The 23,722-nt window shown below is 44.6% G+C and carries 16 protein-coding genes; 6 read left to right on the forward strand and 10 right to left on the reverse strand.

Annotated elements, in window-relative coordinates:
• Window positions 1-399: 399 nt before the first annotated feature.
• On the reverse strand, window positions 400-1,806 hold the full coding sequence (locus tag RRG12_RS29110; protein ID WP_420761589.1) for a cobyrinate a,c-diamide synthase: 1,407 nt from the start codon (window positions 1,804-1,806) through the stop codon (window positions 400-402).
• A 255-nt stretch (window positions 1,807-2,061) separates the two neighbouring features.
• Between RRG12_RS29110 and RRG12_RS29115 the strand changes: the two genes are divergently transcribed.
• Entirely contained in the window at window positions 2,062-2,703 is a 642-nt protein-coding gene (locus RRG12_RS29115; protein WP_420761590.1) for a glutathione S-transferase family protein, read from the forward strand.
• Between the two features lie 105 nt (window positions 2,704-2,808).
• On the opposite strand, the gene RRG12_RS29120 is transcribed toward RRG12_RS29115, so the two are convergent.
• The 3 genes from RRG12_RS29120 to RRG12_RS29130 all read right to left on the reverse strand — a co-directional run bounded on the left by RRG12_RS29120 (window position 2,809) and on the right by RRG12_RS29130 (window position 8,172).
• A complete protein-coding gene (locus tag RRG12_RS29120) occupies window positions 2,809-3,177 on the reverse strand; it encodes a hypothetical protein (protein WP_069073757.1) in 369 nt (122 codons plus the stop codon).
• A gap of 193 nt (window positions 3,178-3,370) precedes the next feature.
• A complete protein-coding gene (locus tag RRG12_RS29125) occupies window positions 3,371-7,363 on the reverse strand; it encodes a beta strand repeat-containing protein (protein WP_420761591.1) in 3,993 nt (1,330 codons plus the stop codon).
• Window positions 7,364-7,587: 224 nt separating this feature from the next.
• Window positions 7,588-8,172: a CAP family protein gene (locus RRG12_RS29130; protein ID WP_420761592.1), complete on the reverse strand. Its 585-nt coding sequence runs from the start codon at window positions 8,170-8,172 to the stop codon at window positions 7,588-7,590.
• 46 nt (window positions 8,173-8,218) lie between these two features.
• Between RRG12_RS29130 and RRG12_RS29135 the strand changes: the two genes are divergently transcribed.
• A complete protein-coding gene (locus RRG12_RS29135; RefSeq protein ID WP_420761593.1) occupies window positions 8,219-8,554 on the forward strand; it encodes a hypothetical protein in 336 nt (111 codons plus the stop codon).
• On the opposite strand, the gene RRG12_RS29140 is transcribed toward RRG12_RS29135, so the two are convergent.
• Window positions 8,507-9,349 (reverse strand): sulfotransferase family protein, encoded by an 843-nt coding sequence (locus tag RRG12_RS29140; RefSeq protein ID WP_420761594.1) that lies wholly within the window; start codon window positions 9,347-9,349, stop codon window positions 8,507-8,509. The two genes, RRG12_RS29135 and RRG12_RS29140, sit on opposite strands and share 48 nt — an antisense overlap.
• Before the next feature lie 283 nt (window positions 9,350-9,632).
• Between RRG12_RS29140 and RRG12_RS29145 the strand changes: the two genes are divergently transcribed.
• Together RRG12_RS29145 and RRG12_RS29150 are read left to right on the forward strand one after the other, a co-directional pair.
• Complete coding sequence (locus RRG12_RS29145) at window positions 9,633-11,006, forward strand: sensor histidine kinase (protein ID WP_420761595.1); 1,374 nt, start codon at window positions 9,633-9,635, stop codon at window positions 11,004-11,006.
• A gap of 291 nt (window positions 11,007-11,297) precedes the next feature.
• Complete coding sequence (locus tag RRG12_RS29150; RefSeq protein WP_069073761.1) at window positions 11,298-11,945, forward strand: response regulator transcription factor; 648 nt, start codon at window positions 11,298-11,300, stop codon at window positions 11,943-11,945.
• Window positions 11,946-12,729: 784 nt separating this feature from the next.
• Here RRG12_RS29150 and opcA read toward each other — a convergent pair.
• The 5 genes from opcA to RRG12_RS29175 form a co-directional block, all read right to left on the reverse strand.
• The gene (gene opcA / locus RRG12_RS29155) at window positions 12,730-14,100 is read right to left on the reverse strand and encodes a glucose-6-phosphate dehydrogenase assembly protein OpcA (protein WP_420761596.1); all 1,371 of its coding nucleotides are present in this window, start codon (window positions 14,098-14,100) and stop codon (window positions 12,730-12,732) included.
• 124 nt (window positions 14,101-14,224) lie between these two features.
• The gene (gene zwf / locus RRG12_RS29160; RefSeq protein ID WP_069073762.1) at window positions 14,225-15,754 is read right to left on the reverse strand and encodes a glucose-6-phosphate dehydrogenase; all 1,530 of its coding nucleotides are present in this window, start codon (window positions 15,752-15,754) and stop codon (window positions 14,225-14,227) included.
• 125 nt (window positions 15,755-15,879) lie between these two features.
• Entirely contained in the window at window positions 15,880-17,025 is a 1,146-nt protein-coding gene (gene tal, locus RRG12_RS29165) for a transaldolase (RefSeq protein ID WP_420761600.1), read from the reverse strand.
• A 450-nt stretch (window positions 17,026-17,475) separates the two neighbouring features.
• Window positions 17,476-18,525 (reverse strand): class 1 fructose-bisphosphatase, encoded by a 1,050-nt coding sequence (fbp, locus tag RRG12_RS29170; RefSeq protein ID WP_069073763.1) that lies wholly within the window; start codon window positions 18,523-18,525, stop codon window positions 17,476-17,478.
• A 255-nt stretch (window positions 18,526-18,780) separates the two neighbouring features.
• A complete protein-coding gene (locus RRG12_RS29175; protein ID WP_420761597.1) occupies window positions 18,781-19,875 on the reverse strand; it encodes a hybrid sensor histidine kinase/response regulator in 1,095 nt (364 codons plus the stop codon).
• A gap of 653 nt (window positions 19,876-20,528) precedes the next feature.
• On the opposite strand from RRG12_RS29175, the gene RRG12_RS29180 reads away from it, so the two are divergent.
• Both RRG12_RS29180 and RRG12_RS29185 read left to right on the forward strand, forming a co-directional pair.
• Window positions 20,529-21,248, forward strand: coding sequence for a response regulator (locus RRG12_RS29180; RefSeq protein ID WP_069073764.1), 720 nt, complete (start codon window positions 20,529-20,531; stop codon window positions 21,246-21,248).
• 395 nt (window positions 21,249-21,643) lie between these two features.
• A complete protein-coding gene (locus RRG12_RS29185) occupies window positions 21,644-23,332 on the forward strand; it encodes an NAD(P)H-quinone oxidoreductase subunit 4 (RefSeq protein WP_069073765.1) in 1,689 nt (562 codons plus the stop codon).
• Window positions 23,333-23,722 lie beyond the last annotated feature (390 nt).

Consider the following 23,722-nt stretch of genomic DNA (forward strand, 5'->3'; position numbering starts at 1 on the left):
TGTCTCACTTGAAAGAGGCAGGAGGCAGGAGGCAGGAGGCACAATTTGAATGGGGATTCAAACCCCAACCAAATTGTAATCGCCGTGTAGACGGCGGGGTTTTAGACCCTTGTTTCCTACGGTCACAGGCAGGAGACAGATAGCGCAGCGGTAGCGAGTCCGCGAGCGTCGGGCAGTTTTCCTCCTGCCTCCTGCCCTCTGCCTCCTGCCTTCTTTGATAATATAGCGGTTCTCAATTGAGTCGAATATAGACCAATACGGTTCGGTAAAAGGGGAAAAGGTTTTAAATAACATCCTTTACCCCTTCCTTAACCTTTTCCCAGACCACAAGGAAAGTGAAGAGGGCATTTTCTTGCTAAAGTGCCTAAAGTTACAGAGAAATACTTTTCAAACATCCTCTTAAATCCATGTTCCTGAAGATGCGACTTTCAGACATTCTTTAATAAACTGCTGGGGAATTTCTCGACTTTCTCCCCAATGCAGATGAACATAAGAAGCATGAACATTTGCAGGTAAACCCCATCCCTCGCATCCCATATTTTCTTCACAATCGTAGCGAGAAGTTTCAAATAGCGGCTGAGTGGGAGTTAAGGTTAAATGGGAACGATGAAACTCATGTCCATAAACAGTTGTATTTGCTTTAACTAACAGATTATCTTGCAAAGCTACTGCGCGACGATATCCTAAAGTTAAACGCCCTCCCATCACAGCAGATGTCGGTAAAACTCCCGCCATTGGCCAAGATTTACCCTCAAAATCGATAATTTGCTCACACAAATACATCAATCCTCCGCATTCGGCAACTGTAGGCATTCCTTTAAGTATTGCCGTTTTCACTGCATCACGAACCCTGGTATTTTCTGCTAATTGCTGGGCAAAAACTTCCGGGAAACCACCGCCAAAATACATTCCCTGTACATCTTTTGGTATGTCAGCATCTTCTAAAGGACTCCAGAAAACCAGTTCTGCGCCAAGGTATTGCAGCAAATCGAGATTGTCTTGGTAATAGAAATTAAAAGCGCGATCGCGGGCAATAGCAATCCTGACTGATGATAACGGAGGACAAGGGGGATGATGGGGCTGAGGGAGAGGTTCTGATTTTAACAGGGGTAATAAGTGTTGCCAATTGAAGCAAGTATCTCCTAAATCGGCGAGACGATTGATTAAAGCGTTAAGTTCGGGAAGTTCTGCTGTAGGAACTAAACCTAAATGGCGATCGGGAATTGTGATGTTATCTTGACGCCGCAGCACGCCGAGAATGGGTAATTGTAGGGGTTCTAGAGAATCTTTGAGGAGAGAGAGATGGCGATCGCTCCCCACGCGATTTAATATTACCCCAGCTATTTTAATTCGGGGATCAAAAGATCGATAACCGTGAGCGATCGCAGCGACAGAACCAGATAAACGACTGCAATCAATCACCAACACCACAGGCAAATCTAAAAGCCGCGCAATGTGTGCCGTACTCGCAAAATCAGTTTTTTGCTTTTCTTGCCCATGCTCCATGCCCCATTCCCCATGCCCAATTCCATCAAATAACCCCATAACTCCTTCTACTAGGGCATATTCACTTAGTTGGCTATGACGGGCAAAACATTGCTGAACGTAGGCTTTAGAAGTCAGTACGGGGTCTAAATTCCGACAAGGAAGACCAGTTACGTGTCGATGAAACATTGGATCAATGTAGTCTGGGCCTACCTTGAAAGATTGCACCAAGCGATCGCGACGACGTAAAGATGCTAAAAGGGTGAGCGTGACTGTTGTCTTACCCACCCCACTACGTTCTCCGGCAATGATTAAAGCCATAAATGAAACAAATGTGGTTTTTATACCAATTAAAAAGCAGAAAACTAGCCAATTAGGGGAGTTAATCTGAAAAAGTTTGTCTAATAATGACTAATAGCTAGAGATTATACCAATTTGAAAAAAGAATGCGACAAATGGTCTATTTGTAGAGACGCGATTCATCGCGTCTTTACCCAAGGATGTGTTGTAATCATTAATTAAATTGGTATTAGCTCAGATTGGATAGTAATCAGCCACCAGAAGAGGAACCTTTTTATGATAACTGTGCATCATCTTAACAACTCGCGATCGCAGCGGGTGCTGTGGCTACTTGAGGAATTAGGTATTGAATATGAGATCAAATTCTATGAACGCGATCCAAAGACGATGATGGCGCCAGAGTCGCTGCGCCAAGTTCATCCCCTCGGTAAGTCACCAGTAATCACAGATGCAGACCTCACCATTGCTGAGTCGGGTGCAATCATCGAATACCTCGTTAATCGCTACGGCAATGGTCGCCTAGTTCCCGCATCCGATACACCGGAGCATCTGCGCTATACATATTGGCTGCATTACGCCGAAGGCTCTGCAATGCCACCGTTGGTAATGAGGCTGGTCTTGAACAATTTCGGGGAAGGAGACAGCAACGTAGTTAAGGGATTTGTTGCGCCCCAGATCAAACTTCACTTTGATTATATAGAAAGTGAACTTCGTAAAAGTACGTGGTTTACAGGAGAGGAATTCACCGCCGCCGATATCCAAATGAGCTTTCCCCTGGAAGTAGTCGCCATGCAAAAAGAAGAGGTTCAGAACCGGCCAAAGCTGAAAGAATTTGTCGATCGCATTCATGCGCGACCTGCTTACAAACGCGCCCTTGAGCGTGGAGGCGAGTATGACTTTATCACAAAGACGCGATAAATCCCCGTCTCTACAATAATTCCTTTGTAGGGACGGCGATTTATCGCGTCTCTTGCTCTTGGTGTAGAGCAAGAACACATCTAAAATGTGTTAATTTTTCCTAGCTCATGAAGCGACTAACTTTTTGCGGCTAGGACGCTTATGGTCTGATTTTTTCTTCAGTCCTACAGCTTGGGCTTGATCGCTATCCGAACCATATTGTCCGCGCACAACTTCTTTCATCGCTAATACCGCATTGTGAAATTCCCATTCTGCTAATCGCGCAGCATCAGCAGCAGCACGGTATAAAGTTAGTTTTTCGGTTTCGGCTTGTTGCTGGGCTAACATAGCTTGATAAGTTTGCTGTAAGTTGGTAGCAGAAGCATCAGCACGGGTTGTTTCATAAGTAGCGATCGTTTGCAAACCGTGCCATGAAGTCACATCTTCACTAATTACTTGAGGGCGCAAACGACGTGTTTTATCTTGGATAGGCATATCAGTATACTGTTGTAATCTACATATTTAATGTGCCCATTGCAACCCTAAAGCTAACAGTAAGATGAGATTTTTAGATAAAACAAGGTTAAAGAAAGGGTAAGCTCGTTTTTGCAGGGCGATGCATCAAAGGTGCAGGTCGATGCAACTAACCAATTTGCAGGGTGAGCAAACATTTGCCCACCCAATAGACTTAAACAGAGATAAAATTGCTTTGTGTCAGCGTCGTGGTATTAAACCCACTCAGCACCGCTAGGGTTTGATTACCTAAACTAATCTGATTACCAGAGAAGGACAACTGATTGAAACTCAAACCAGACAAGCCGATTTTATCGCCCTGACCTAAACTAAAATCGGTAATTGTTTCTCGACCTGCGGCTTTCTCCAACACAAAGATGTCGCTACCAGTACCGCCAGTCAAGTTATCATCTCCCTTGTCACCATCGAGGAAATCGTTACCCGCACCGCCGACGAGTAAATCTTGACCGTTACCACCAATTAGACTATCGTTCCCGTCACCGCCATAAAGTTTGTCATCACCGTTATCGCCTTCAAGACGGTCGTTATCAGCATCACCATAAAGCGTGTCTTGACCATTACCGCCATATAGATTATCGTTGCCAGTACCGCCATAGAGTTTGTCATCACCATTGTCACCCACAAGGCAGTCATTCCCAGCATTGCCGGAAATGGTATCTTGGGCGTTGAGTCCGTTAATGATGTCGTTGCCGGATGTGCCATTGAGATTATCGTTATTATTAGTGCCGTTGAGGTTGACCCCCACAGCTACTGTTACCATTGCCACATCTGTGCCACCATTGCCATCGCTGACGGTATAGTTAAAGCTGCCATTGCCAGTAAAATTGGTTGTGGGAGTAAAGACGACATTGCCACTACCATTTAAGCTGACAGTACCGTTAACACCGTTACTCACAGCAGAGATGCTTAAAGTAGAACTGTCTACGTCGGTATCGTTAGCTAACAAGCCGGCACTCAGCAGGGTCAAGGGTGTATTTTGATTGGCGCTAGCAGAATCATCACCAGCTACGGGTGCATCGTTAACGGGAGTTACTGTTAGGTTAAAGGTATCGTTAACACTAGCGTTACTGGTGTCAGTTGCAGTAATTTTGATGCTAATTGTGCCGTTATCTGGGTCATTAGGAGTGCCGCTGAAGCTGCGGGTATTGGCGTTGAAGCTTAACCAACTAGGTAGGGGGTTGCCGTTAGCGAGGGTGGCTGAGTAAGTTAAACTGTCACTAGCATCGATATCAGCAAAGGTATTAGTTGGAACAGTAAAGCTGAAGAAGCCATCTTCTAAGGTTGTTTGGTTGGCAATGATATTTGCTAAAGTTGGCGCATCATTAACACCGTTGATGGTCAGGTTAACTGTGGCTGTGCTAATGAGGCTACCATCGCTAATGGTGTAGGTGAAACTATCGCTAGCAGTTGCACCAACAGCCAAAGATTCAAATTGACCATTGGGGTTGTAGGCGAATGTGCCATTACTGTTGAGCGTTAATAGCGCACCTGAGAGTAAGGTAATTTGATTGTTTATATCAGCGGTATTGCCGTTGACTGCACTAACGGTTAAGATATCTCCCGTATCGGGGTCAGTATCGTTAGTGAGGACATTACCGTTAACAGCAGTATCTTCATTGGTGGTTACGCTGTCATTAGTTGCAGTAGGGGCATTGTTTTGCACTTCGTAAGCCCCGATATCGACTGTGCCGCCGCTAATGCGGTTAAAACCTGTTCCGCGTTGGTCAGTGGTGACACCGGAGGGAATCAAAGCATTATTGCCGGCGTTGATGGCTGCTGAACCTGCAACTAAAGCATGAGTTTGGGTCGCACCACCGTTATCAGCAAGGGCGCCGAGGACTTGGTTAATATTGGTAATGCCAGCCGAGGCAAAGGTGATATCGCTACCTGTGCCGATAGTGCCGGATGCGCCAGTGAGGCTACCGATGAGGTTATTGGCATTTCCTGTGACTGCGCCGGAAATATCCGGGGCTTGACTGCCAGAATCAAAGTTACCAGCAATGATGGTATTTTGAACAGTAGGATTGCGAGAACTAAAAATTCCTCCGCCTCCTCCTTCACTTTGGATATTTTTGGCAGTGTTATTAGTAATGGTGCTGCTGATGATGGTATTACTGCCTCCAAAACCAAAAGAGCCTATGCCACCTCCAACGCGATCTGCTGTGTTACCACTGATGGTGCTATTAATTATAGTCAGAGTGCCACTACTAGCAATTCCGCCTCCAGAGTTGCCCGTCGTACTATTGCCACTGATGGTGCTGTTAATTATAGTCAGAACGCCGTTATTTCCGATACCACCACCGTTAAATGCCTGACTGTTGCTAATGGTGCTGTTAGTAATGGTGAGATTACTATTATTTGTGATGGCTCCACCATAACCACCATTACCTTCGGTAATTGTCAAAGCATCAATTGTACTATTTATTGGGGTACTGATAGGAAAAATGCTGAACACGCTGGAGGCATTGTTGCCACTCACTGTCAGTTGATTTGCCCCAGTTCCTTGAATGGTGACATCATCAGTAATTGTCAGTTGCCCAGATGTCAAAGTAATAGTGTCAGGGGTGGCATCGGTAAACACGCTACCTGCAAAGGTGATAGTATCTGCCCCAGCAATGGCGTTGGCGTTGAGAATCGCTTGCCGCAATGAACCCTCACCAGAATCATTGGTATTGGTAACGACGGTATCGTTGGCAGCAATGGTAACTGTAGCTGTATTATTTGTGCCGTCAACGGTGTAGCCAGTACCAGTGTCTAAGTTGAGTTTGAGGGTTTCGGCTGCTTCAGCTGCAATGTCGCCAATTGCTGCTAGGTCAAGATCAACAAAGCTTTGTCCATCGGCAATGGTCACAGTTAAGGTATTGCCAGAAACGTTGACGCTACCACCATTGAGGGTATAGTCAGCCGTCGAAGCTGTACTAATACCATCAATAGTTAGGTTAATGGTTAAATCCCCTGTGGTGTCGGTGCGAGTTAGGCGATAGACACCGTTGCTACCACCTTCATTGGCTGTGGCTGTTTGTGCCGTAATGCTGACAGTGGGAGCAGTTACAGGTATTTCTGTGCCGTAAACATCATCGTTATTAGTCAGAGTCCCCGCATCGTTCACCGCACTGTTGCCGCTGAAGGTAGATGAACCGACAAAATCGATAGTGCCAAGGACGGTGGGCATTCCCTGGTTGTTGCCGTTAGTGTTGGTGGTGGACTGCATGATAAAAATCCCCCCACCCAAGCCCTGACCTGAGTTATCACCTGTGCCACCTGTAGCCGTGTTGTTGGTAAAGCTGGTGTTGTTGAGGGTTAAAGAACCACTGCGGACAAAGATACCACCCCCCAGTCCAGCACCGCCGCCGCCGCCGTTGGCGCCACCGTTGCCGCCGCCGAAGCCGCCCTGTGCGTAGCTGCCGCCGCCGCCATAACCCCCCTTCCCTTGACCATAAAAGCCGTAGCCACCACCACCGCCGAAGCCGCCACTAAAACCGATGCCGCCATAGACACCACCACCACCTCCTCCACCGAAGCCACCAGTGCCGCTACTATAGCTTTGATACTGTCCGCCACCGCCGAAGCCGCCGTTGCTGCTGCCACCGTAGTTGCCATTGCCTCCATAACCACCATTGTTGTTAGTGCTATCGGCAAACAGTCCCCCGCCCCCGCCGCCGCCACCATTGCCAAACAGTCCGCCGCCCCCCTTACTCAGTCCACTGACACCGCTACTGCCGCCTTGTGCTGCGTTATTACTAAAAGCAACATCGTTCAAAGAAACATTGCCATCATAGATAAACAAACCGCCCCCTAGTCCGGCACCGCCAGCGCCTTGTCCACTATCTCCGCCTTTAGCCCGTCCGTTGGTGATGGTCAGGTCAGAAATGCTAACAGTTCCCGACAGGATGAACAAGGGGCGCACGTCGCCGTTATCGTTGATGCCGTTATTATTGGCATCGCCGCTGACGCTGTGGTTGTTGCCCACAATCGTAATATTGCTGTTCACTAGCGTCTTTACTACCCCAGTAACGCGGACATCGCTATCAATAGTAATGGTGTCATCCCCTGCTAGTTGGTTAGCTTGGAGAATTGCATAACTGAGGGTGCCTGCGGTTAAGCCAGTGCCGTCATCAGTGGCTTGGTTGACGATGAAATTTGCCATTTAATTTATTTCCTTTGTTTGAGGTGAATGAGTTATTTGTAAGCTGGGCAAATATTTGCCTACCTATTTAGACAAGTTGAGGAAACCCTTGTAGAGATGCGAAATTTTGCGTCTCTACAAAGTTGAATTTATAGATAATTGAGTTCGTAGTAAGCACTTTAGTGCTTAAAAGTATCAGCACTAAAGTGCTTACTACCAACCCTCAAAACTTGCTTGACAAAGTACTAAGGTTTGAGTACGTTCTCAGGAAACTGCCCTGGCACATTCCCAGCAGGAGCGTACTGGCAGACCACATAGAAAGCGTTATAATTAGTACCTTCAATCGTTGCAGTGCCTTGTGCTGCACCACAGCCTAATTGCGTACTGCCCTTCCACACCACTTGAGTGAAATGCCCTGTTTCGCTAGAAAATCCGGGATTGGCGTAGTTATAATCTTTAATTTCGTCGTACCACTCCTTAACTGCTGTATTGCCAAGAGTGGTTGGGTCTACGGTGCTTTGCGTACTGTAAGAAGCGTATATGTTCTCTCCCACATTGGTGCGATTAGTACTGTGTTCAAACTCTCCACTACTGGCAATCTTCTCAGCCCAAGCTTGAGCGCTGCTATTTAGGGAATCACTGATGGTGATGTTAGGGCTTTTATGTGTAGCTCGATAAGCGTTGTGTTTAGACACAGCAGCGCTACGTAACGTCGCTAAGTCAATAGATGTCTGTCCTAAAACGGAGTCACTGCTCATTACTCCTCCTGTTAGTGCAATGGTTAAAGCTGTAGCTGTTGTTAGGGTTAGAGTTGAAAAGAATTTCTTCATGGTTTTGTGTTTGTTGAGTTAACTTTTGTAGGTTGATGCAACTAAGGTGCAGGTTGATGCAACTAAGGTGCAGGTCGATGCAACTAAGGTGCAGGGCGATGCATCAAAGGTGCAGGGCGATGCATCAAAGGTGCAGGTCGATGCATCAAAGGTGCAGGGCGATGCAACTAAGGTGCAGGGCGATGCATCAAAGGTGCAGGGCGATGCATCAAAGGTGCAGGGCGATGCATCAAAGGTGCAGGGCGATGCATCAAAGGTGCAGGGCGATGCATCAAAGGTGCAAAGCGATGCAACAACATTGGAGCCTGGTAGGGAAGGGGTCAGACTGAAAACTTCATTTACTCGCCGCTTCTACCGGCTGGGCGACAATTACATTCGCTAGACTATTGCTAGGGTTTTTCCAAAAAGACAACCCATCATATTGAGTAAATAAATCTGGCGGTAAAATTGTCAGTCGCGGTTGAAACTCGACTTTGCGACGCACTTGATGTAGTCCCTTAGTATTCAGGCGATTATCAAATTCCTCAGCTTCGTATTCCACATTGACAAAATCATGCTTAAAGGGTTCCTCTTGTATAAATTGATAAATCAGCGATAGGGTTTTATCAGGTGCTTGGGTCAATAAGTCATAGTCCACTAAAAGTAAAGAGGCACTGTGTTCGCTATAGAATGCTTCTTTGAGGGCGTTATAAGCAAACCCAACTAACCGTCCCCCTTGACTCAAGGCTTCGGTGCGAGTGTAAACTGTGGAGCGTTCGCCAGGATTATTAAACATCCGCGACACATCAAAAGCATTTTTTCTAATCAGCCGTTCGATGCTATCCATAATCCAAGCAACATTCCGCACGCAGCAAATCACCTTTGAGCCAGGAAATAGCTCGTGAATTAAGGACAATTTGCTACACCACAGCCGATTAGTATCGAAGATGACTTCTTTTTGAGCTTGCGGCTGGTAAAATGTTGAAAATATCGTTAAGGTTAATGCCCGTTTTTGCTCAGGGGTGATAAAGACAGAATATTCGTTGTCTTCGCTCATCGCTTCTAGCATTCGGTTTACCAGACTACCGACGGGGCTAGACATACCGGCGTGAAATCGGGGATTTTGCCGCAGTAAGGCTCCGAGTAAAGTAGAACCGGAACGCGGTAAGCCTGAGATAAAGTGCATTTTGGCAGTCATGACGATTAATTGGCTTTGATTTATTGCCTTGACATAGAAGCTTTTGCACCTGTGTGTTTTGCTTACACAGGCTAGACAGTTGTTAAAATTTTGCGTTGGTGAAATGGATTATATAGCGATCGCCTCAGTCACCGCATCGAACAAAGATCCCAGTTTTGACTAGGATCTTTGTCCTATATAATTATTAATTATGAATAAAATATGTATGTAACAATATAAACCGTGTTTTATTAAGTGATATTACTCATTTGCTATTAGATATAAGTTTTTAATTAAATAAGTAATGACTCTTGTTCCAATCATTCTGGGGATAGTTGCTGGTATTTGCTTATATATTGGGCTATTACACCTGCTGATTGCTTGTGGCAAATTACAAACAGCGCTTCACTTCTGCTTTGGGTTACTTTGCTTAGGATCTGTTGTCTATATCCTGGCTTTGATAGTCACATATCAAGCGACTAATGTAGAAAACTATATAAGTGCCAAAAAATTAGTATGTTCTGTAGGGTATATTTACGGGATTAATATTGTATGGTTTATAGCTTTATATACTAGAGTTAAGCCAGTGCGTTTAATTTTGGTGCTGAATAGTCTGTACGTCATCAGCCTGTTAATTAACCAAATTTCTCCCACGGGAATTCTGCACTCTCATATCAGTAACCTATCAAGTATTTCTTTGCCTTGGGGCGAATCAATTACTTCCCCAAAAGGTACACTGAATCCTCTATTCAGTTTTCAATTATTAACTTTAATCAGTAATACTGTTTTCCTGTTTTACGCCTGTTACCGTCAATATCGATGCGGTGAAAAGCAAGCAGCGCTGATTGTGTGTCTGAGCGTAGCCATTTTGATAGGAACTGTTCAACACGATCGCCTAGTGGATTTAGGGACAATCAAATCCATATACCTGGCTGAATTTGGATTTATGTCCTTCGTGGTAATTATGAGTCTACGGCTGACAAAGGAGTTGATCCAAGCGGTAAAACTGCGAGAAAAATTAATTGAAAGCGAACAGCTACGAAAGATTGCTGTGGAAATTGAACGAAATCGCCTCGCCCGTGACTTACACGATTCAGTATCGCAGAGATTGTTTTCTGTTGCGACAATTGCCGAAGCGTTACCTAGAGTGTGGCAACGTTACCCAGAGACAGCCCAACAGGGATTAGAAGAACTCGTCCAACTGACACAAGGGGCGTTAGCAGAAATGCGGAATTTACTAGTCGAGTTGCGTCCTAATGGTTTGGTAGAGAAACCTTTAGGTGAATTGCTACACCAGTTAACCAAGGAAATTCAAGGACAGGCAAGTTTACAAGTAATAACAACGGTATCAGGCGATCGCTCACTGTCTAATGAAGTGAAGCTTGTCTTCTACCGGATTACTCAAGAGGCACTGAATAATATTATTAAATATGCCAAAGCTTCGCTTGTATCAGTCAGCTTCCACGGCGATTCACAGGAAATAGTCTTGCGTATCAATGACAATGGCTGTGGTTTTGACTCCAACAAAATACCATCTGGTCATCTGGGCATAGCAATTATGAAAGAACGGGCTGAGTCCATTGGCGCTATTTTTCATTTGTCAAGCTATCCAGGGGAGGGGACTGAGATTGTCCTGAGTTGGTCAACCTCTGTAAATAAAATAGGGAGTGGGGAGTAGAAAATTAGGCATTAGGCATAAATAAATTTAACTATTAAAAGCGTGATTTGTTCTTTTTGATTGCTTATTGGTAAGAGTTTTAGGCGTATTTACTTTTTGTAATATAGTTATGTTTATTTCAATCGAGTTACTGAGAAAAGACAGACTTAATATATAACGTAAGATTTTTCCGTGATTGACTGGCGATAAATAAAAAATTAAAGATTAAGAATCTCACGTATAAATACTGAAAATGGAAGAATAATGTAATGTAAATGTATTAAAAATAGTTTTAATATCCCGGATTTATATATGGAAAAAGATAAATCATTGCGACCGATTCGGGTGATTACTGTTGACGATCATGAAATCCTACGCGGAGGTATTAAATTTGTCTTGCTGGCGTTTGATGACATTCAATTAGTGGGTGAAGCGCGTAATGGAAATGAAGCAGTACATTTGTGCGAACAGTTGCAGCCAGATGTAGTGTTAATGGATTTGATGATGGTGGGAATGAATGGGGCAGAAGCAACAAGAGCTATCCGCAAAAAATACCCAGAAATTCAAGTTTTAATTTTGACGAGTTTTCTAGCGAATGACTTGGTACAGCAAGCAATGCAAGCCGGAGCCATTGGTTACCTGCTTAAAGGTATCTCGATTGATGAGTTGGCGGATGCCATACGAGCCGCTGCGATCGGTCGGTCTATGTTGGCAGCAGAGGTGATTCAGGCTTTGCTGCAACCGAGCAAACTGTCATCTGCACCTGTCTATGATCTGAGCAAACGACAAGAAGAGGTTTTAGCACTACTGGCTTTAGGATTGAGTAATGACGCGATCGCTCAACGGATGAAATTGAGTCCTTCTACCATTAGGCATCATGTCAGCCAGGTATTAAATAAGTTAGGAGTAACGAACCGTACCGAGGCTGCAACTACAGCAGTTCGAGTCGGATGTGTTTAATATTGGTGAATCAACTTAGTTACTTTTGAATATTTTAATATTGCAAAGTTTTAAGATAATTGATTTTAACAAGAGTAGTAGCGATACTTACGGTGGGCTACGCCAACGCTACTACTCTTGTCACGCCAATAGGCTAATAGGACTTACGCACTGTACAACTTAATCATGGTATGCATATACGAAAATGGGTCGTTTCAGCCTTTTATTAATCGTTCTTCGATGGTCATCTGTAGGGGTTTAGCAATGCTAAACCCCTACGACAGACGTGCTTTTTCAAAGAACCCATATTTGGTATTTTCTGTCAATGCGTAAGTCCTAGCTAATTAATTTTTACAACTTTGATGCATCAAAGTTGCAGCCTAGTAGGGGGCAATAGCTCTCGGTTAAAGCAAGAGACGCGATAAATCAGGACTTTGGTATCTCAATACAGTTCAGATAAGACCAAAACACTTGTAGAGACGGCGATTTATCGCGTCTCAAAAACCAAGGAGAATAAAAAAACCCTCCAGATTATTGAAATATCCAAAAATCTGAAGAGTTTGTGTTTGATTTTCGCATTTGGTAACTCGTAGCCCAAAGGGAGAGGCTAACCGCCAACGCAGAGCGTCTCGTAGAGAAGGGGGTTTCCCCCATGAGTGACTAACGATAGCGCAGCGTTAGCAAGTCTTATCTACAACAGGCTACGCCAGCGTCTCCTCCGTTAGGAGAGGGGTCAGGATTTTAGTCCTTGACTTGAGCGCTAAAGCGTTCACTACAAAGCAAGCATTGTTGTCTTGCCAGAGTACTAGTGTGTTTCCAATTTGAAAATACTCGCTGTAATTCCCAGACTTTCTTCAAACAGTGACTCGCGTCCCCAACGTTGTACCTGCTGACTCAGCAATGCTTCCGCCTTTTGTTCCGAAAGTGAAGTCACCTGTTGAAACAGACCGGCAGATTGGGCGCCACCGTGGGTTTCCATCCGCATACAGCCACCAGTTTCCGAGCAAATTACAGTACCACAGTCTGCCTTGGGATTTGTCGAACTGAGGCGCAAGGCAATCAAGTCACCAGCAATCTCACCCACATCAGCAAGGGGAACACCCGCTAATTCGGTTTCCACTTGCCGTTGGTCTTGGGCAATAAAACGAATGCGAGTGATGTCATAATCTCCCGTTTCCTTTTCATAAGAAACTGGCTGCCATTCTAGACGACTTGCCAGCCAACCCAAAAACAGCAAAGCTTGTGCAGGGTTGCCTTTTTCGTAATCAATAGTTACTCGGTCAACTTCTCTGAGGGCCGCCCGACGGTGAGGTGAGTCGTAGGCTTCGGCCGTCAATTCCTGCCAAGCTGAGAGGCGACGCCAGTTGAGGTCAGCCAGAGGAACCCCACTTTCCACCAATTCTTGGAGGCGGAGTAAATCACTTTCTGGCTCGTTAAAGCGGCAAGAATCCACAATTACATTATTACAAACTGCTGCCAGCCGCTTGAATAGAGTGTTGTTGGGGACTGGCGTTGCTTTCCACCAAAGAAACTTCGGTAAGCCACCAATCAACAATGCTGGAATCAAGCCACCTATGCGTTCCAAAGCAGCAGCAGTTCCACTAAGAGTTATGTATTCGCAGCAAATTAGTGTACTTGACGATTGCTTTTGGATGGGGCAATAAGCAGAAACTTGAGCCTTGACTCCTTCATCTTCGCCAGCAATGGGAAACAGCGCAATAATCCGGCAAGGGTTGCGGAGGGCAATTTCATCGGCAATTCTGGGGCTTGGGGCATTTAAGCTGGGGAGTTCAATAGAACCATTATCCCCACCAGCCCCTCCTTGACGTTTGGCGAATTCTTCTCTCAAGATAGCCAAAGTTTCAGGTGTTGCTGTGCCAGTATCCGGCAGTCCATATTTTGTCTGCACTTGCCGCAAAGCTGCTACCATCTGAGGCCCTAAAATTCCATCAAGCGGGCCGTTGTAAAATCCCAAACTAGCCAAAAGATATTGGGTTTCTTCTGGTTCGTAAACCACTAAGGTAAATGTCGTGGCCCGAGTCGCAGCAGGAAGCCCACCGTCCTCACCAGTAATGCCGTAGCTTTGCCAAATTTGATTAAGTTCCGCTTCTATTTCGTTAAGCGAAATATCTTTTGGCGCCTGAAGTGAAAAAATTGTAGAAGCTTGGGGAGCCATAGGAAGTTTTGGATTTTGGATTTTGGATTTTGGATTTTGTCATTTGTCATCTGTCATTTGTCATCTGTCATTTGTGTTTTTACTAGTGACTAATGACCAATGACTAATGACTAATGACTAATATTTAGAGTCTGCGCCAGCGGCGGCCATCTTGGTTAATTAACAATTCTGCTTCGGCTGGTTCCCAGGTACCGGCTTCGTACTGGGGAATAGTATTTGCGTCGGCGGGTGCATCCCAAACGGAAAGGGCTGGTGTTACTACCTGCCAAGCTGCTTCTACTTCGTCTGCGCGGGTGAACAATGTTTGATCGCCCATCATACAATCAAGGAATAAGCGATCGTAGGCATCAGATGTTGCTTGGATGCCAAAGGAACCATAACTAAAGTCCATATCAACGGAACGGGTGCGGAATTCTGCCCCCGGCATTTTCACATCAAAACGCAAGGAAATACCTTCATTTGGCTGAATCCGCATCGTCAAAATATTGGCGTTTGTCTGTTGGGCAGCCGATTGGAACATCCGAGATGGAACTTCGCGGAAGTGAATGGCAATCTCACTGACTTTTTTCGGCATCCGCTTTCCGGTACGCAAGTAGAAAGGAACACCTTTCCAGCGCCAGTTGTCTACCAAAAACTTCATGGCGACGTATGTGGGTGTGGTGGAGTTGGGATCAACACCTGGTTCTACTCGATACCCTGGCACTGCTTGACCCTTCATCCAGCCAGCACTATATTGACCACGGACTGCTGACCGCGACAGATTGTGAACATCAGCTAGACGAGTAGCTTGGAGTACCTTCACTTTTTCTGTGCGGATGCTGTCGGCATCCATTGCGTTGGGTGCTTCCATCGCCGTTAGGCAGTAAAGTTGCATGAGGTGATTTTGCAACATATCCCGTAGTGCGCCGGCGCTTTCATAGTAACCAGCCCGGTCTTCCACTCCCACGGTTTCTGCCACGGTAATTTGCACGTGGTCAACAAATTGACGATTCCACAACGGCTCAAAAATCGCATTGGCAAAGCGAAACACCAGCAAATTCTGGACTGTTTCTTTACCCAAGTAGTGATCAATCCGGTATACTTGGTTTTCTTTACAATATTTCTGTACCACTTGGTTAAGACTTTGGGCAGAAGCCAAGTCTCGACCAAAGGGTTTTTCAACTACTAGACGATGTTTGTAGGGATCTTCTAGCATCCCAGCGCTTCCTAGCTGCTTAATAGCTTCAGGAAAGAATGAGGGGGCAACTGAGAGGTAGAACATGCGATTACCTCGCGTGCCCCGTTTTTCGTCTAATTCACTCAATAAGTTTTTTAGTTTCTGGTAGCCTTCGGGGTTGTCTATATCCCCAGGACTGTAAAACAGACCTTGAGAGAAGTCTTGCCAGAGTTCCCCTAAATCCACATCAGGATGCGCCTCTTCCATGCCCTTTTGCATTTGTTCACGGAAGTATTCGTGGCTCCATTCTCGACGTGCCACACCGACAATGGTCGTTTCTGGGGGAATACGCCGTTCTCGCCGCAATTTGTAAAGCGCTGGCACTAGTTTGCGCCAGGTGAGATCACCAGAAGCGCCAAAAATGACTATAATCTGGGGTTCAGGCATCCCTTGTTGTTGCAGACCAACGCGCAAGGGATTTTCTAGCAGACTAACCATAACAATTTTGGATTTTGGATTTGGTACTAGGATTGGGGAAAGGGGAAGGGGGAAAGGGGAAGGGGGAAAGGGGAAGAATTATACCTTTACCCTTTACCCTTTAACCTTTTCCCCTCTTCTGTTCCCTACACTGGTGACAATACCTTGATCTTGTCTTCTAAAGAGTTCATCAAGGACTGGAAGGGCTGGATAAACTTGTCAATGCCTTCAACTAACAGTTCATCCATGACGTTATCGAGATCGATGTTGATGTCGGGATCTTTGAGGCTTTCGATCAGCGTGTAAGCTTTGTCTAAATCTGTTTCTAAGGGATTGCTTACGTTACAATGATCGGCACAAGCTTTAATGGTCGCTGGTGGAACGGTGTTGACAGTATCAGCGCCAATCAACTCTTCGACATACATCACGTCTCTGTAGTTGGGGTCTTTGGTGCTGGTGCTAGCCCAAAGTAGCCGCTGTACTTTGGCTCCTTTTGCTGCCAAATCTTGCCAACGCTCACTTCTGATGATTTTCTTGTATTCTTGGTACGCAATCTTAGCGTTAGCGATCGCTACTTTTCCTTTAACAGCTCTTAGCTTTGCTTCCACGGAAATATCATCAACGCCTTTTTTCAACTTAGCATCAATCTTGCCGTCGATGTTGCTATCAATCCGGCTGAGGAAGAAGCTGGCGACTGAAGCAATTCTACTAATGTCCTTACCCTCAGCCACCCGTTTTTCTAAGCCACGAATATAAGCCAAAGCTGTGTTGATATAGCTTTCTACAGAAAATAGTAACGTAATATTGACATTCATACCATCTGCGATCGCCTGTTCCACTGCTGGCAAACCTGGTTCTGTACCGGGAATTTTAATCATCAAATTTTCCCGATCAATTTCTTGGAAATAGCGTTGGGCTTCGGCTATTGTGGCTTCAGTATCATGAGCAATGGTTGGCGGGACTTCGATACTCACATAACCATCTAGTCTATCCGAGGCTTCATAAACAGGGCGTAAAATATCACAGGCGTTACGGATATCTTTAAAAACTAGGGATTCGTAAATTTTGTATGTCGGTAAGCCAGCCCGGACTCCGGCTTCGATATCGGCATCATAAATAACGTTACCAGCGATCGCTTTTTCAAAGATAGCTGGGTTAGAGGTAATCCCAGATATACCTTGATTTTCCACCAGGTCTTTGAGTTCGCCTGATTGAATAATGTCACGAGTCAAATTATCCATCCAGATACTTTGACCGTATTGCTTAATTTCTAGTAGATGATTGGTAGCCATAGCTCTAATTTGTTTCACTCCTGTATAGTGATGTCGCCAAGTGAAGTTGGCAAAACCCATCAAATGTTGATGGTGACTTTTGAATTGTGGCGTTGCCAACCACTTATCGCATCGGCCAGCTGAGATAATCTTTAATACATCTTTAAGAAGTGCTACTCTGCATTCCCAATCCTAAATCACCATGATTAACTTTTAATTAATGCCATAGGCTAGACGCATCCTTGATACTTTTGTTACCGTCTTTTAGTGCTGTATGGCAAAAATAACTATTGAACTATGGAGTTGAAAAATTTCAGAAGTCTAATTTACAAGCTTTTTTCTCCTATCTTTGTCTTTAAAGTGCTGAGTCCTGTACATAGATAGCGGGGCATTGAGCCAGTGCTAAGTGCTAAGAGCTAAGAAAAAATATTAGTCCCTAGTCCCCAGTCCCCAGTCCCTTGCTTTCTAAAACTAGTGTCCGTTTTGAATAAAAGACTCCACCTTTGCGACATCCTCTTTGCTACCAATAATTAAAGGCGTGCGCTGATGCAGTTTTTTTGGCACCACATCCAAGATATTTACCAGTCCTGTAGTAGCACGGCCGCCTGCTTGCTCAATCAAAAAGGCGAGAGGAGCGGTTTCATACAGCAAGCGCAATTTACCTTCTGGGTTTTGAATTGTCCCTGGGTAGAGAAATACACCGCCTTGAACCAAAATTCTATGGATATCGCTGACCATTGCGCCGCTATAACGAGCGCTGTAGCCTTCTGTACGATGAACGTAGCGGATGTATTCTCGAATCGATTCTTCCCACTGCCAGAAGTTACCTTCGTTCACACTATACACAGAACCGTGGTTAGGAATCTTAATATTCTCTTCTGTGAGAATAAACTCTCCTAAGCTGGGATCGAGGACAAAGGAATGAACGCCCTTACCTATAGTATAAACCAGCATTGTGCAGGGGCCATACAGGATGTATCCGGCAGCAAGCTGCTTACGTCCGTTGGTGAGGAGGTCAGTTGCTTTACCATCGCTATCATTTCCTTCTTGTTGGCGAATAGCGAAAATGGAACCTAAGCTGAGATTGTTATCAGTGTTAGATGAGCCATCAATTGGGTCATACAGCAGAGTGTAGCGGCCAATGGGGCAATTTTCCGGGATGTAGTAGGGATTTTCCATTTCCTCAGAAGCGAGGCGACAGACTAAGCCGCTTTGCTTAAACACTGAGATAAATACATCATTAGCGTAGACATCCATCTTTTTGACGGATTCGCCTTGGACATTAACTTCTCCAGTAAATCCAAGAACGCCTTCCATTAAACCAGCGCGACTCATGCGCCGAGCAACCAGTTTGCCGGCCAAGGCGATGCGATTCATCAGCGCACTTAAATCTTGTGCATCTGGCGAAAAACTCTGAAGTTGTTGGAGAACGTGACGGGATAAGGTTGTACAATCACGATCTAAGGCTCTGTCTGTAGCATCGTAAGTAGATAAGTCCAAAGATTCTGGCGCTTTTGTCATTTTTATGTTCTCCGCAGCCACTAGCTGTTAGTTGGGTTTTAGTCATCTATAGCAACTTATAGTTGCTGCTTCTATCTTAGAAAGGTAATTTGATAACTTAGATGCGGCTTTAGATAAACTAAAGAAATGAATCTTTATTTTTAGAGAGCAATTCTCTTAAAACGTTACTCATCTTTAGAAAGTTCAACCCACGACTTTGCTCATCAGGATTTCTCCTCTTTAGCCAAGACGAGGTTTTTCTATGAATCCCTACTTTTAGTTTTCGCCAGCTATCGGTAGACGGATAGTGAATGTACTACCCTGCCCTGGTTCAGATATGACATCGATTGTGCCTTGATGTGCTTCGATAATGTAGCGAGATAGATATAGCCCCAAACCACTACCAGAACGTTGGTGTTTTCCTTGACGAAATCGCTCGAATAATCTTTCTTGGTCTGGTTGAGAAATTCCTGGCCCCGTATCTTGGATATCAATAGTCACATCTGCCGGAGTGAGGTAGCAGTGAATATATACAGAGCCTTTGTCTGTAAATTTGATAGCATTGCCGATGATATTTGTCAATACTCGTCGCAGTTCTACGCGATCGCCCATGATGGTGATTGCAGTTTCATCTCGATCAATATTTACAGCTAATCCTTTTTCTTCAGCTAAGGGAGTTAATTCTAGAGAAACTTCATTAACTAATTCCTGAATATTGCAGGGAGAAATTTTTAAGGTTTTACAGCCCGCTTCATGACGATAAACTTCTAGCAAGGTATTTACCATTTCCAGCAGGTCTTGATTGCTGCCAATCATGGTATCAATTATTTCTTGCAATTGTGGCGAAACTTCGCAAAATCTGCCTTCTAGCAATAATTTTAATACGCGGTTGGAGGCTACCAGTGGTATACGTAAATCGTGAGTAAAACGCGAGACAAAATCTGCCCGGAGATTAGCCATCTGATCTCGTTCATCGATACTATGCTTGAGGCGCAGGAGCGATCGCACCCGTGCATGTAGTTCATCAGGATCGAATGGTTTACGAATAAAGTCATCTGCACCAGCATCGAGTCCTTCCACAACGCTAGACTGATAGTGAGCCGTGAGCAGCAGAATGGGGATAAATGGCAACGCCTGATTTTGCCGGACGCGGCGAGTAAATTCATAGCCATCGATCTCCGGCATCATCACATCTAAGAGAATTATGTCTGGGAGTAACTCCTCAACCATAGCCAGAGCAACTTTGCTATCTTCCACCAAGCTAATTTCATAGTCCTCATCTTCTAGGACTGCTTCTAACACCAGTAGATTGTCAAAAACATCATCGACAATGAGAATTTTATCTTTTTTGACAGTTTTAGTTAAAGACATGGCTAAATAAAAAAAAGAAGTGCTTGGCTATCGCTAGCAAATCTAGTAATAGCTTACTTCACCAGCGCTGACACGATTAAGGATTCACATTTTCCTTTAAAATTTTCCGAGTCTAATCTCTTTTTAAGTAACTACACGCACATAATATTGCAATATGCAGCACATAGTAATGTCGATTACCTTTTGAGACATCGACCTCTGCGTGGGTGGAGAAATTCCTCCAAGTAAGTCAAGTCATGGAAAGAGAAAACCCAAGAAAGAAGTAATTCTTGGAATCCTATTGGGTATCTTCCGTGGGAGGATGTCAGGGGATAAGGTTATGGGGTTAATTACATGAGGTATATCATAGTCTCCTCCTCTTGCTAAGGTGCAGGGGTTGGGGTTGGGGTAGAACCCGGATTTCTCACTTATAGTGTGGGAGGTGTGGGAGGTTTGTTGCTTTTTTCTATCTCCCCACACTCCTTGGATTTCTCACTTGCGAGAAATCCAGGTTTGTACCTCACTCAAGCAAGAACTGCCATATTTATGCCCAATGGTAGATGAAGTTCAGGGAACAATACCAAAGGGATTGCTTTTTGTATAAGATACCGAATAGAAGAACGAGATTATTTTAATCTGTACTTTGAGATAAATAACAGTAAAGTTAAGCAACTATGAGTGAAATCAAGATCCTTGTGATTGAAGATCACAACCTGACAAGAATCGGTTTACGGTCTGCCTTACAAACCCAGCCAGAGTTTAATATTGTTGGTGAAGCAGCCAATGCAACTGATGGCATCAAGCTTCTGAAAAGTCTCAAGCCAGATGTTGCTACTATTGACATTGGTTTGCCTGATATGGATGGTATTGAGCTAACACGCACATTTAGGCAATATCAAGCAGAAAATGAAGACTATACAACAAAGCTGCTCATTTTAACGATGCAGAATAGTGAACAGGCAGTTTTAGCAGCGTTTGCAGCAGGTGCAGATTCTTATTGCATGAAGGATATCGAAACTGAGAAACTAGTAGAAGCTGTGCAAACTACATACTCAGGTAGCTCATGGATTGATCCAGCGATCGCAGACCTTGTACTACAACAAATACGTCAAGATTTCCCCGATGGCAGCAGAGGCGCATCTGGAAAAAGAGTCTTGATTGAAGGTATTGACCCAGATACAGAGAAAAGTATAGTCAGCTATCCTTTAACTCACAGAGAGATGGATGTTTTAGAGTTGATTGTCGCTGGCTGTGACAATGCAGAAATTGCGAAAAGGCTCTATTTAACAGTCGGTACTGTCAAAACTCATGTTCGAGGTATTCTCAATAAACTCTGTGTTGCTGACCGGACACAGGCTGCCGTCCGTGCTTTGCGGGCTGGATTAGTCCCGTGAGCAATTCAGAAGGCAGGAGGCAGAAGGCAGGAGGGAACTCACGTTTAAAAAGGTGGGATTGAAGTAAGTACGCCAAGTTTTCTCGTGCTACGCATCTCGACACATTTTTTTATACTAGTGGGCTGCTAGACCCACAACTAAAGTTTTTATTAATGCTTCTTTCCTTCTGCCCTCTGCCTTTCTTTCTAAATAGCCATCATGAACTGCGTACACAAGACTAGATTATAATCTTTCTTCCCCAGTCGCCAGTCGCCATTTTCAAGTCAATTGTCTTTGAGTCAAAGCGGTTAACTGGGATAAAGACTTATGGTTAACTGGGATAAAGACTTATGAAGAAATTGTTACAAAGTTTAGTACAATGACATCATCCCAAATAAGTATTTTTTCTCATATACATGATAGCGGATCAATTTCCCTGGCTTACCGCAATTGTCTTGCTGCCACTCATTGCTTCCCTGCTCATCCCTGTGCTGCCTGATAAAGATGGTAAGCGCGTTCGATGGTATGCATTGGGTGTAGGGATTGCAGACTTTGCCTTAATGTGCTACGCCTTTTGGAAACATTATGATGCTAGCAGTGCTAGTTTTCAACTTGTAGAAAGTTATGCCTGGATGCCTCAGTTGGGTCTTAACTGGGCGGTATCAGTCGATGGACTATCAGTACCACTTGTGCTGCTAGCAGGATTTGTCACCACACTCTCGATGTTTTCGGCTTGGCAAGTTGATCACCGCCCTCGCCTCTTCTATTTTTTGATGCTGGTGCTGTATTCTGCACAAGTAGGGGTATTCGTTGCCAAAGACTTGCTGCTATTTTTCATTATGTGGGAAGTAGAGCTAATCCCCGTCTACCTACTAGTCTGCATTTGGGGTGGGCAAAGGCGGCGTTATGCGGCTATGAAATTTTTGTTGTATACCGCAGCAGCTTCTATATTTATTTTAGTGGCAGCCTTGGCAATGGGTTTATACGGCGGTGGTGATATGACATTTGACATCACCGCCCTCGCCAAGAAGGAATATCCCCTTGGACTACAACTGCTACTTTATGCAGGGTTACTGGTTGCATTTGGTGTCAAACTTGCTGTTTTCCCGATGCACACCTGGTTACCTGATGCCCACGGCGAAGCATCATCTCCTGTATCAATGATTTTGGCTGGTGTGTTACTGAAGATGGGTGGATATGGACTAATTCGCCTGAATCTTGAGTTGCTTCCCGATGCCCACATTTACTTTGCGCCGGTTCTAGCTATTCTGGGTGTTGTCAACATTATCTATGGTGCATTGAACTCCTTTGCTCAGACCAATATGAAGCGGCGTTTGGCTTATTCGTCGATTTCTCACATGGGGTTTGTACTGCTTGGGATTGCCTCATTCACTGATTTAGGAATCAACGGCGCGATGTTGCAGATGATTTCGCATGGTTTGATTGCATCAGTGCTGTTTTTCTTAGCGGGCGTTACTTACGATCGCACCCACACAATGGTAATGAAAGATATGGGCGGTATTGGTCAAGCCATGCCCAAAGTCTTTGCCCTGTTTACAATCTCCGCGATGGCATCCCTAGCGCTTCCCGGAATGAGCGGCTTTGCTGGCGAACTCTCGGTATTCGTTGGGATGACAAGCAGTGACGTTTACAGTTCAACTTTCTGCACCGTCACAGTTTTTCTCGCCGCAGTTGGAGTTATTCTCACACCGATTTATCTACTTTCCATGCTGCGAGAAGTGTTTTATGGGAAAGGTGCAGCACTCATCTGCGACATTAATAACGCCAGCTTGGAAAATCAAGAAGATGACGGAACAGTTTGTTTTGGTACAGACTGTTTCGTGCCAGAAGATGCAGTCTACGAGGATGCTAGACCCCGTGAGGTGTTTATCGCTGCCTGTTTTCTGCTGATGATTGTTGGCATTGGTTTCTATCCCAAAATGGCGATGCAGATGTACGACGTGAAGACTGTCGCAGTCAATGCTAATCTTCGCCAGTCTTATGCCATAGTCTCGCAAACAAATCCCCAGATTTATGCTAAGAGATTCTTGGCTCCGCAAATTTCCGAGGTTGAAGTAGCGCCCGTTTTGGGAACTTTGAAGTAAGTTTTTTGACCAAAAGACTTGTCGAAAAGAGCTATCTCTAGATATCTTTCTGAAGAATAACAAAGTATTGATAGCCGCTCAGTATGAGTAGGCTATCAATTTCAAATAATTCTCAAATAGTTAATATAAATAATCAATATATAGCCTAATATTAACACTATTTTTCAATCATTACGTAAAAAATAGTGTTAATAAAACGTCAATACTCAGATGAGTATGCAAACTACCACAACAGATAATTAGATCGCTAATACCAATTTTGTATGAAGCTGCATAGAATTAGATCCCCCCTAGCCCCCCTTAAAAAGGGGGGAACTGGAAAAACATCTATCAAAGTCCCCCTTTTTAAGGGGGATTTAGGGGGATCGAGATATGTGCAACTTCACATTA

This window comes from Nostoc sp. CALU 546 (assembly GCF_048836525.1).

Coding starts and splice junctions, on each gene's coding strand:
- RRG12_RS29180 (WP_069073764.1), top strand. CDS start 20,529: ATGAGTGAAATCAAGATCCTTGTGATTGAAGATCACAACCTGACAAGA.
- RRG12_RS29115 (WP_420761590.1), top strand. CDS start 2,062: ATGATAACTGTGCATCATCTTAACAACTCGCGATCGCAGCGGGTGCTG.
- RRG12_RS29120 (WP_069073757.1), bottom strand. CDS start 3,177: ATGCCTATCCAAGATAAAACACGTCGTTTGCGCCCTCAAGTAATTAGT.
- tal (WP_420761600.1), bottom strand. CDS start 17,025: ATGGCTACCAATCATCTACTAGAAATTAAGCAATACGGTCAAAGTATC.
- RRG12_RS29185 (WP_069073765.1), top strand. CDS start 21,644: ATGATAGCGGATCAATTTCCCTGGCTTACCGCAATTGTCTTGCTGCCA.
- RRG12_RS29110 (WP_420761589.1), bottom strand. CDS start 1,806: ATGGCTTTAATCATTGCCGGAGAACGTAGTGGGGTGGGTAAGACAACA.
- fbp (WP_069073763.1), bottom strand. CDS start 18,525: ATGACAAAAGCGCCAGAATCTTTGGACTTATCTACTTACGATGCTACA.
- RRG12_RS29175 (WP_420761597.1), bottom strand. CDS start 19,875: ATGTCTTTAACTAAAACTGTCAAAAAAGATAAAATTCTCATTGTCGAT.
- RRG12_RS29150 (WP_069073761.1), top strand. CDS start 11,298: ATGGAAAAAGATAAATCATTGCGACCGATTCGGGTGATTACTGTTGAC.
- zwf (WP_069073762.1), bottom strand. CDS start 15,754: ATGGTTAGTCTGCTAGAAAATCCCTTGCGCGTTGGTCTGCAACAACAA.
- RRG12_RS29140 (WP_420761594.1), bottom strand. CDS start 9,349: ATGACTGCCAAAATGCACTTTATCTCAGGCTTACCGCGTTCCGGTTCT.
- RRG12_RS29130 (WP_420761592.1), bottom strand. CDS start 8,172: ATGAAGAAATTCTTTTCAACTCTAACCCTAACAACAGCTACAGCTTTA.
- RRG12_RS29145 (WP_420761595.1), top strand. CDS start 9,633: ATGACTCTTGTTCCAATCATTCTGGGGATAGTTGCTGGTATTTGCTTA.
- opcA (WP_420761596.1), bottom strand. CDS start 14,100: ATGGCTCCCCAAGCTTCTACAATTTTTTCACTTCAGGCGCCAAAAGAT.
- RRG12_RS29125 (WP_420761591.1), bottom strand. CDS start 7,363: ATGGCAAATTTCATCGTCAACCAAGCCACTGATGACGGCACTGGCTTA.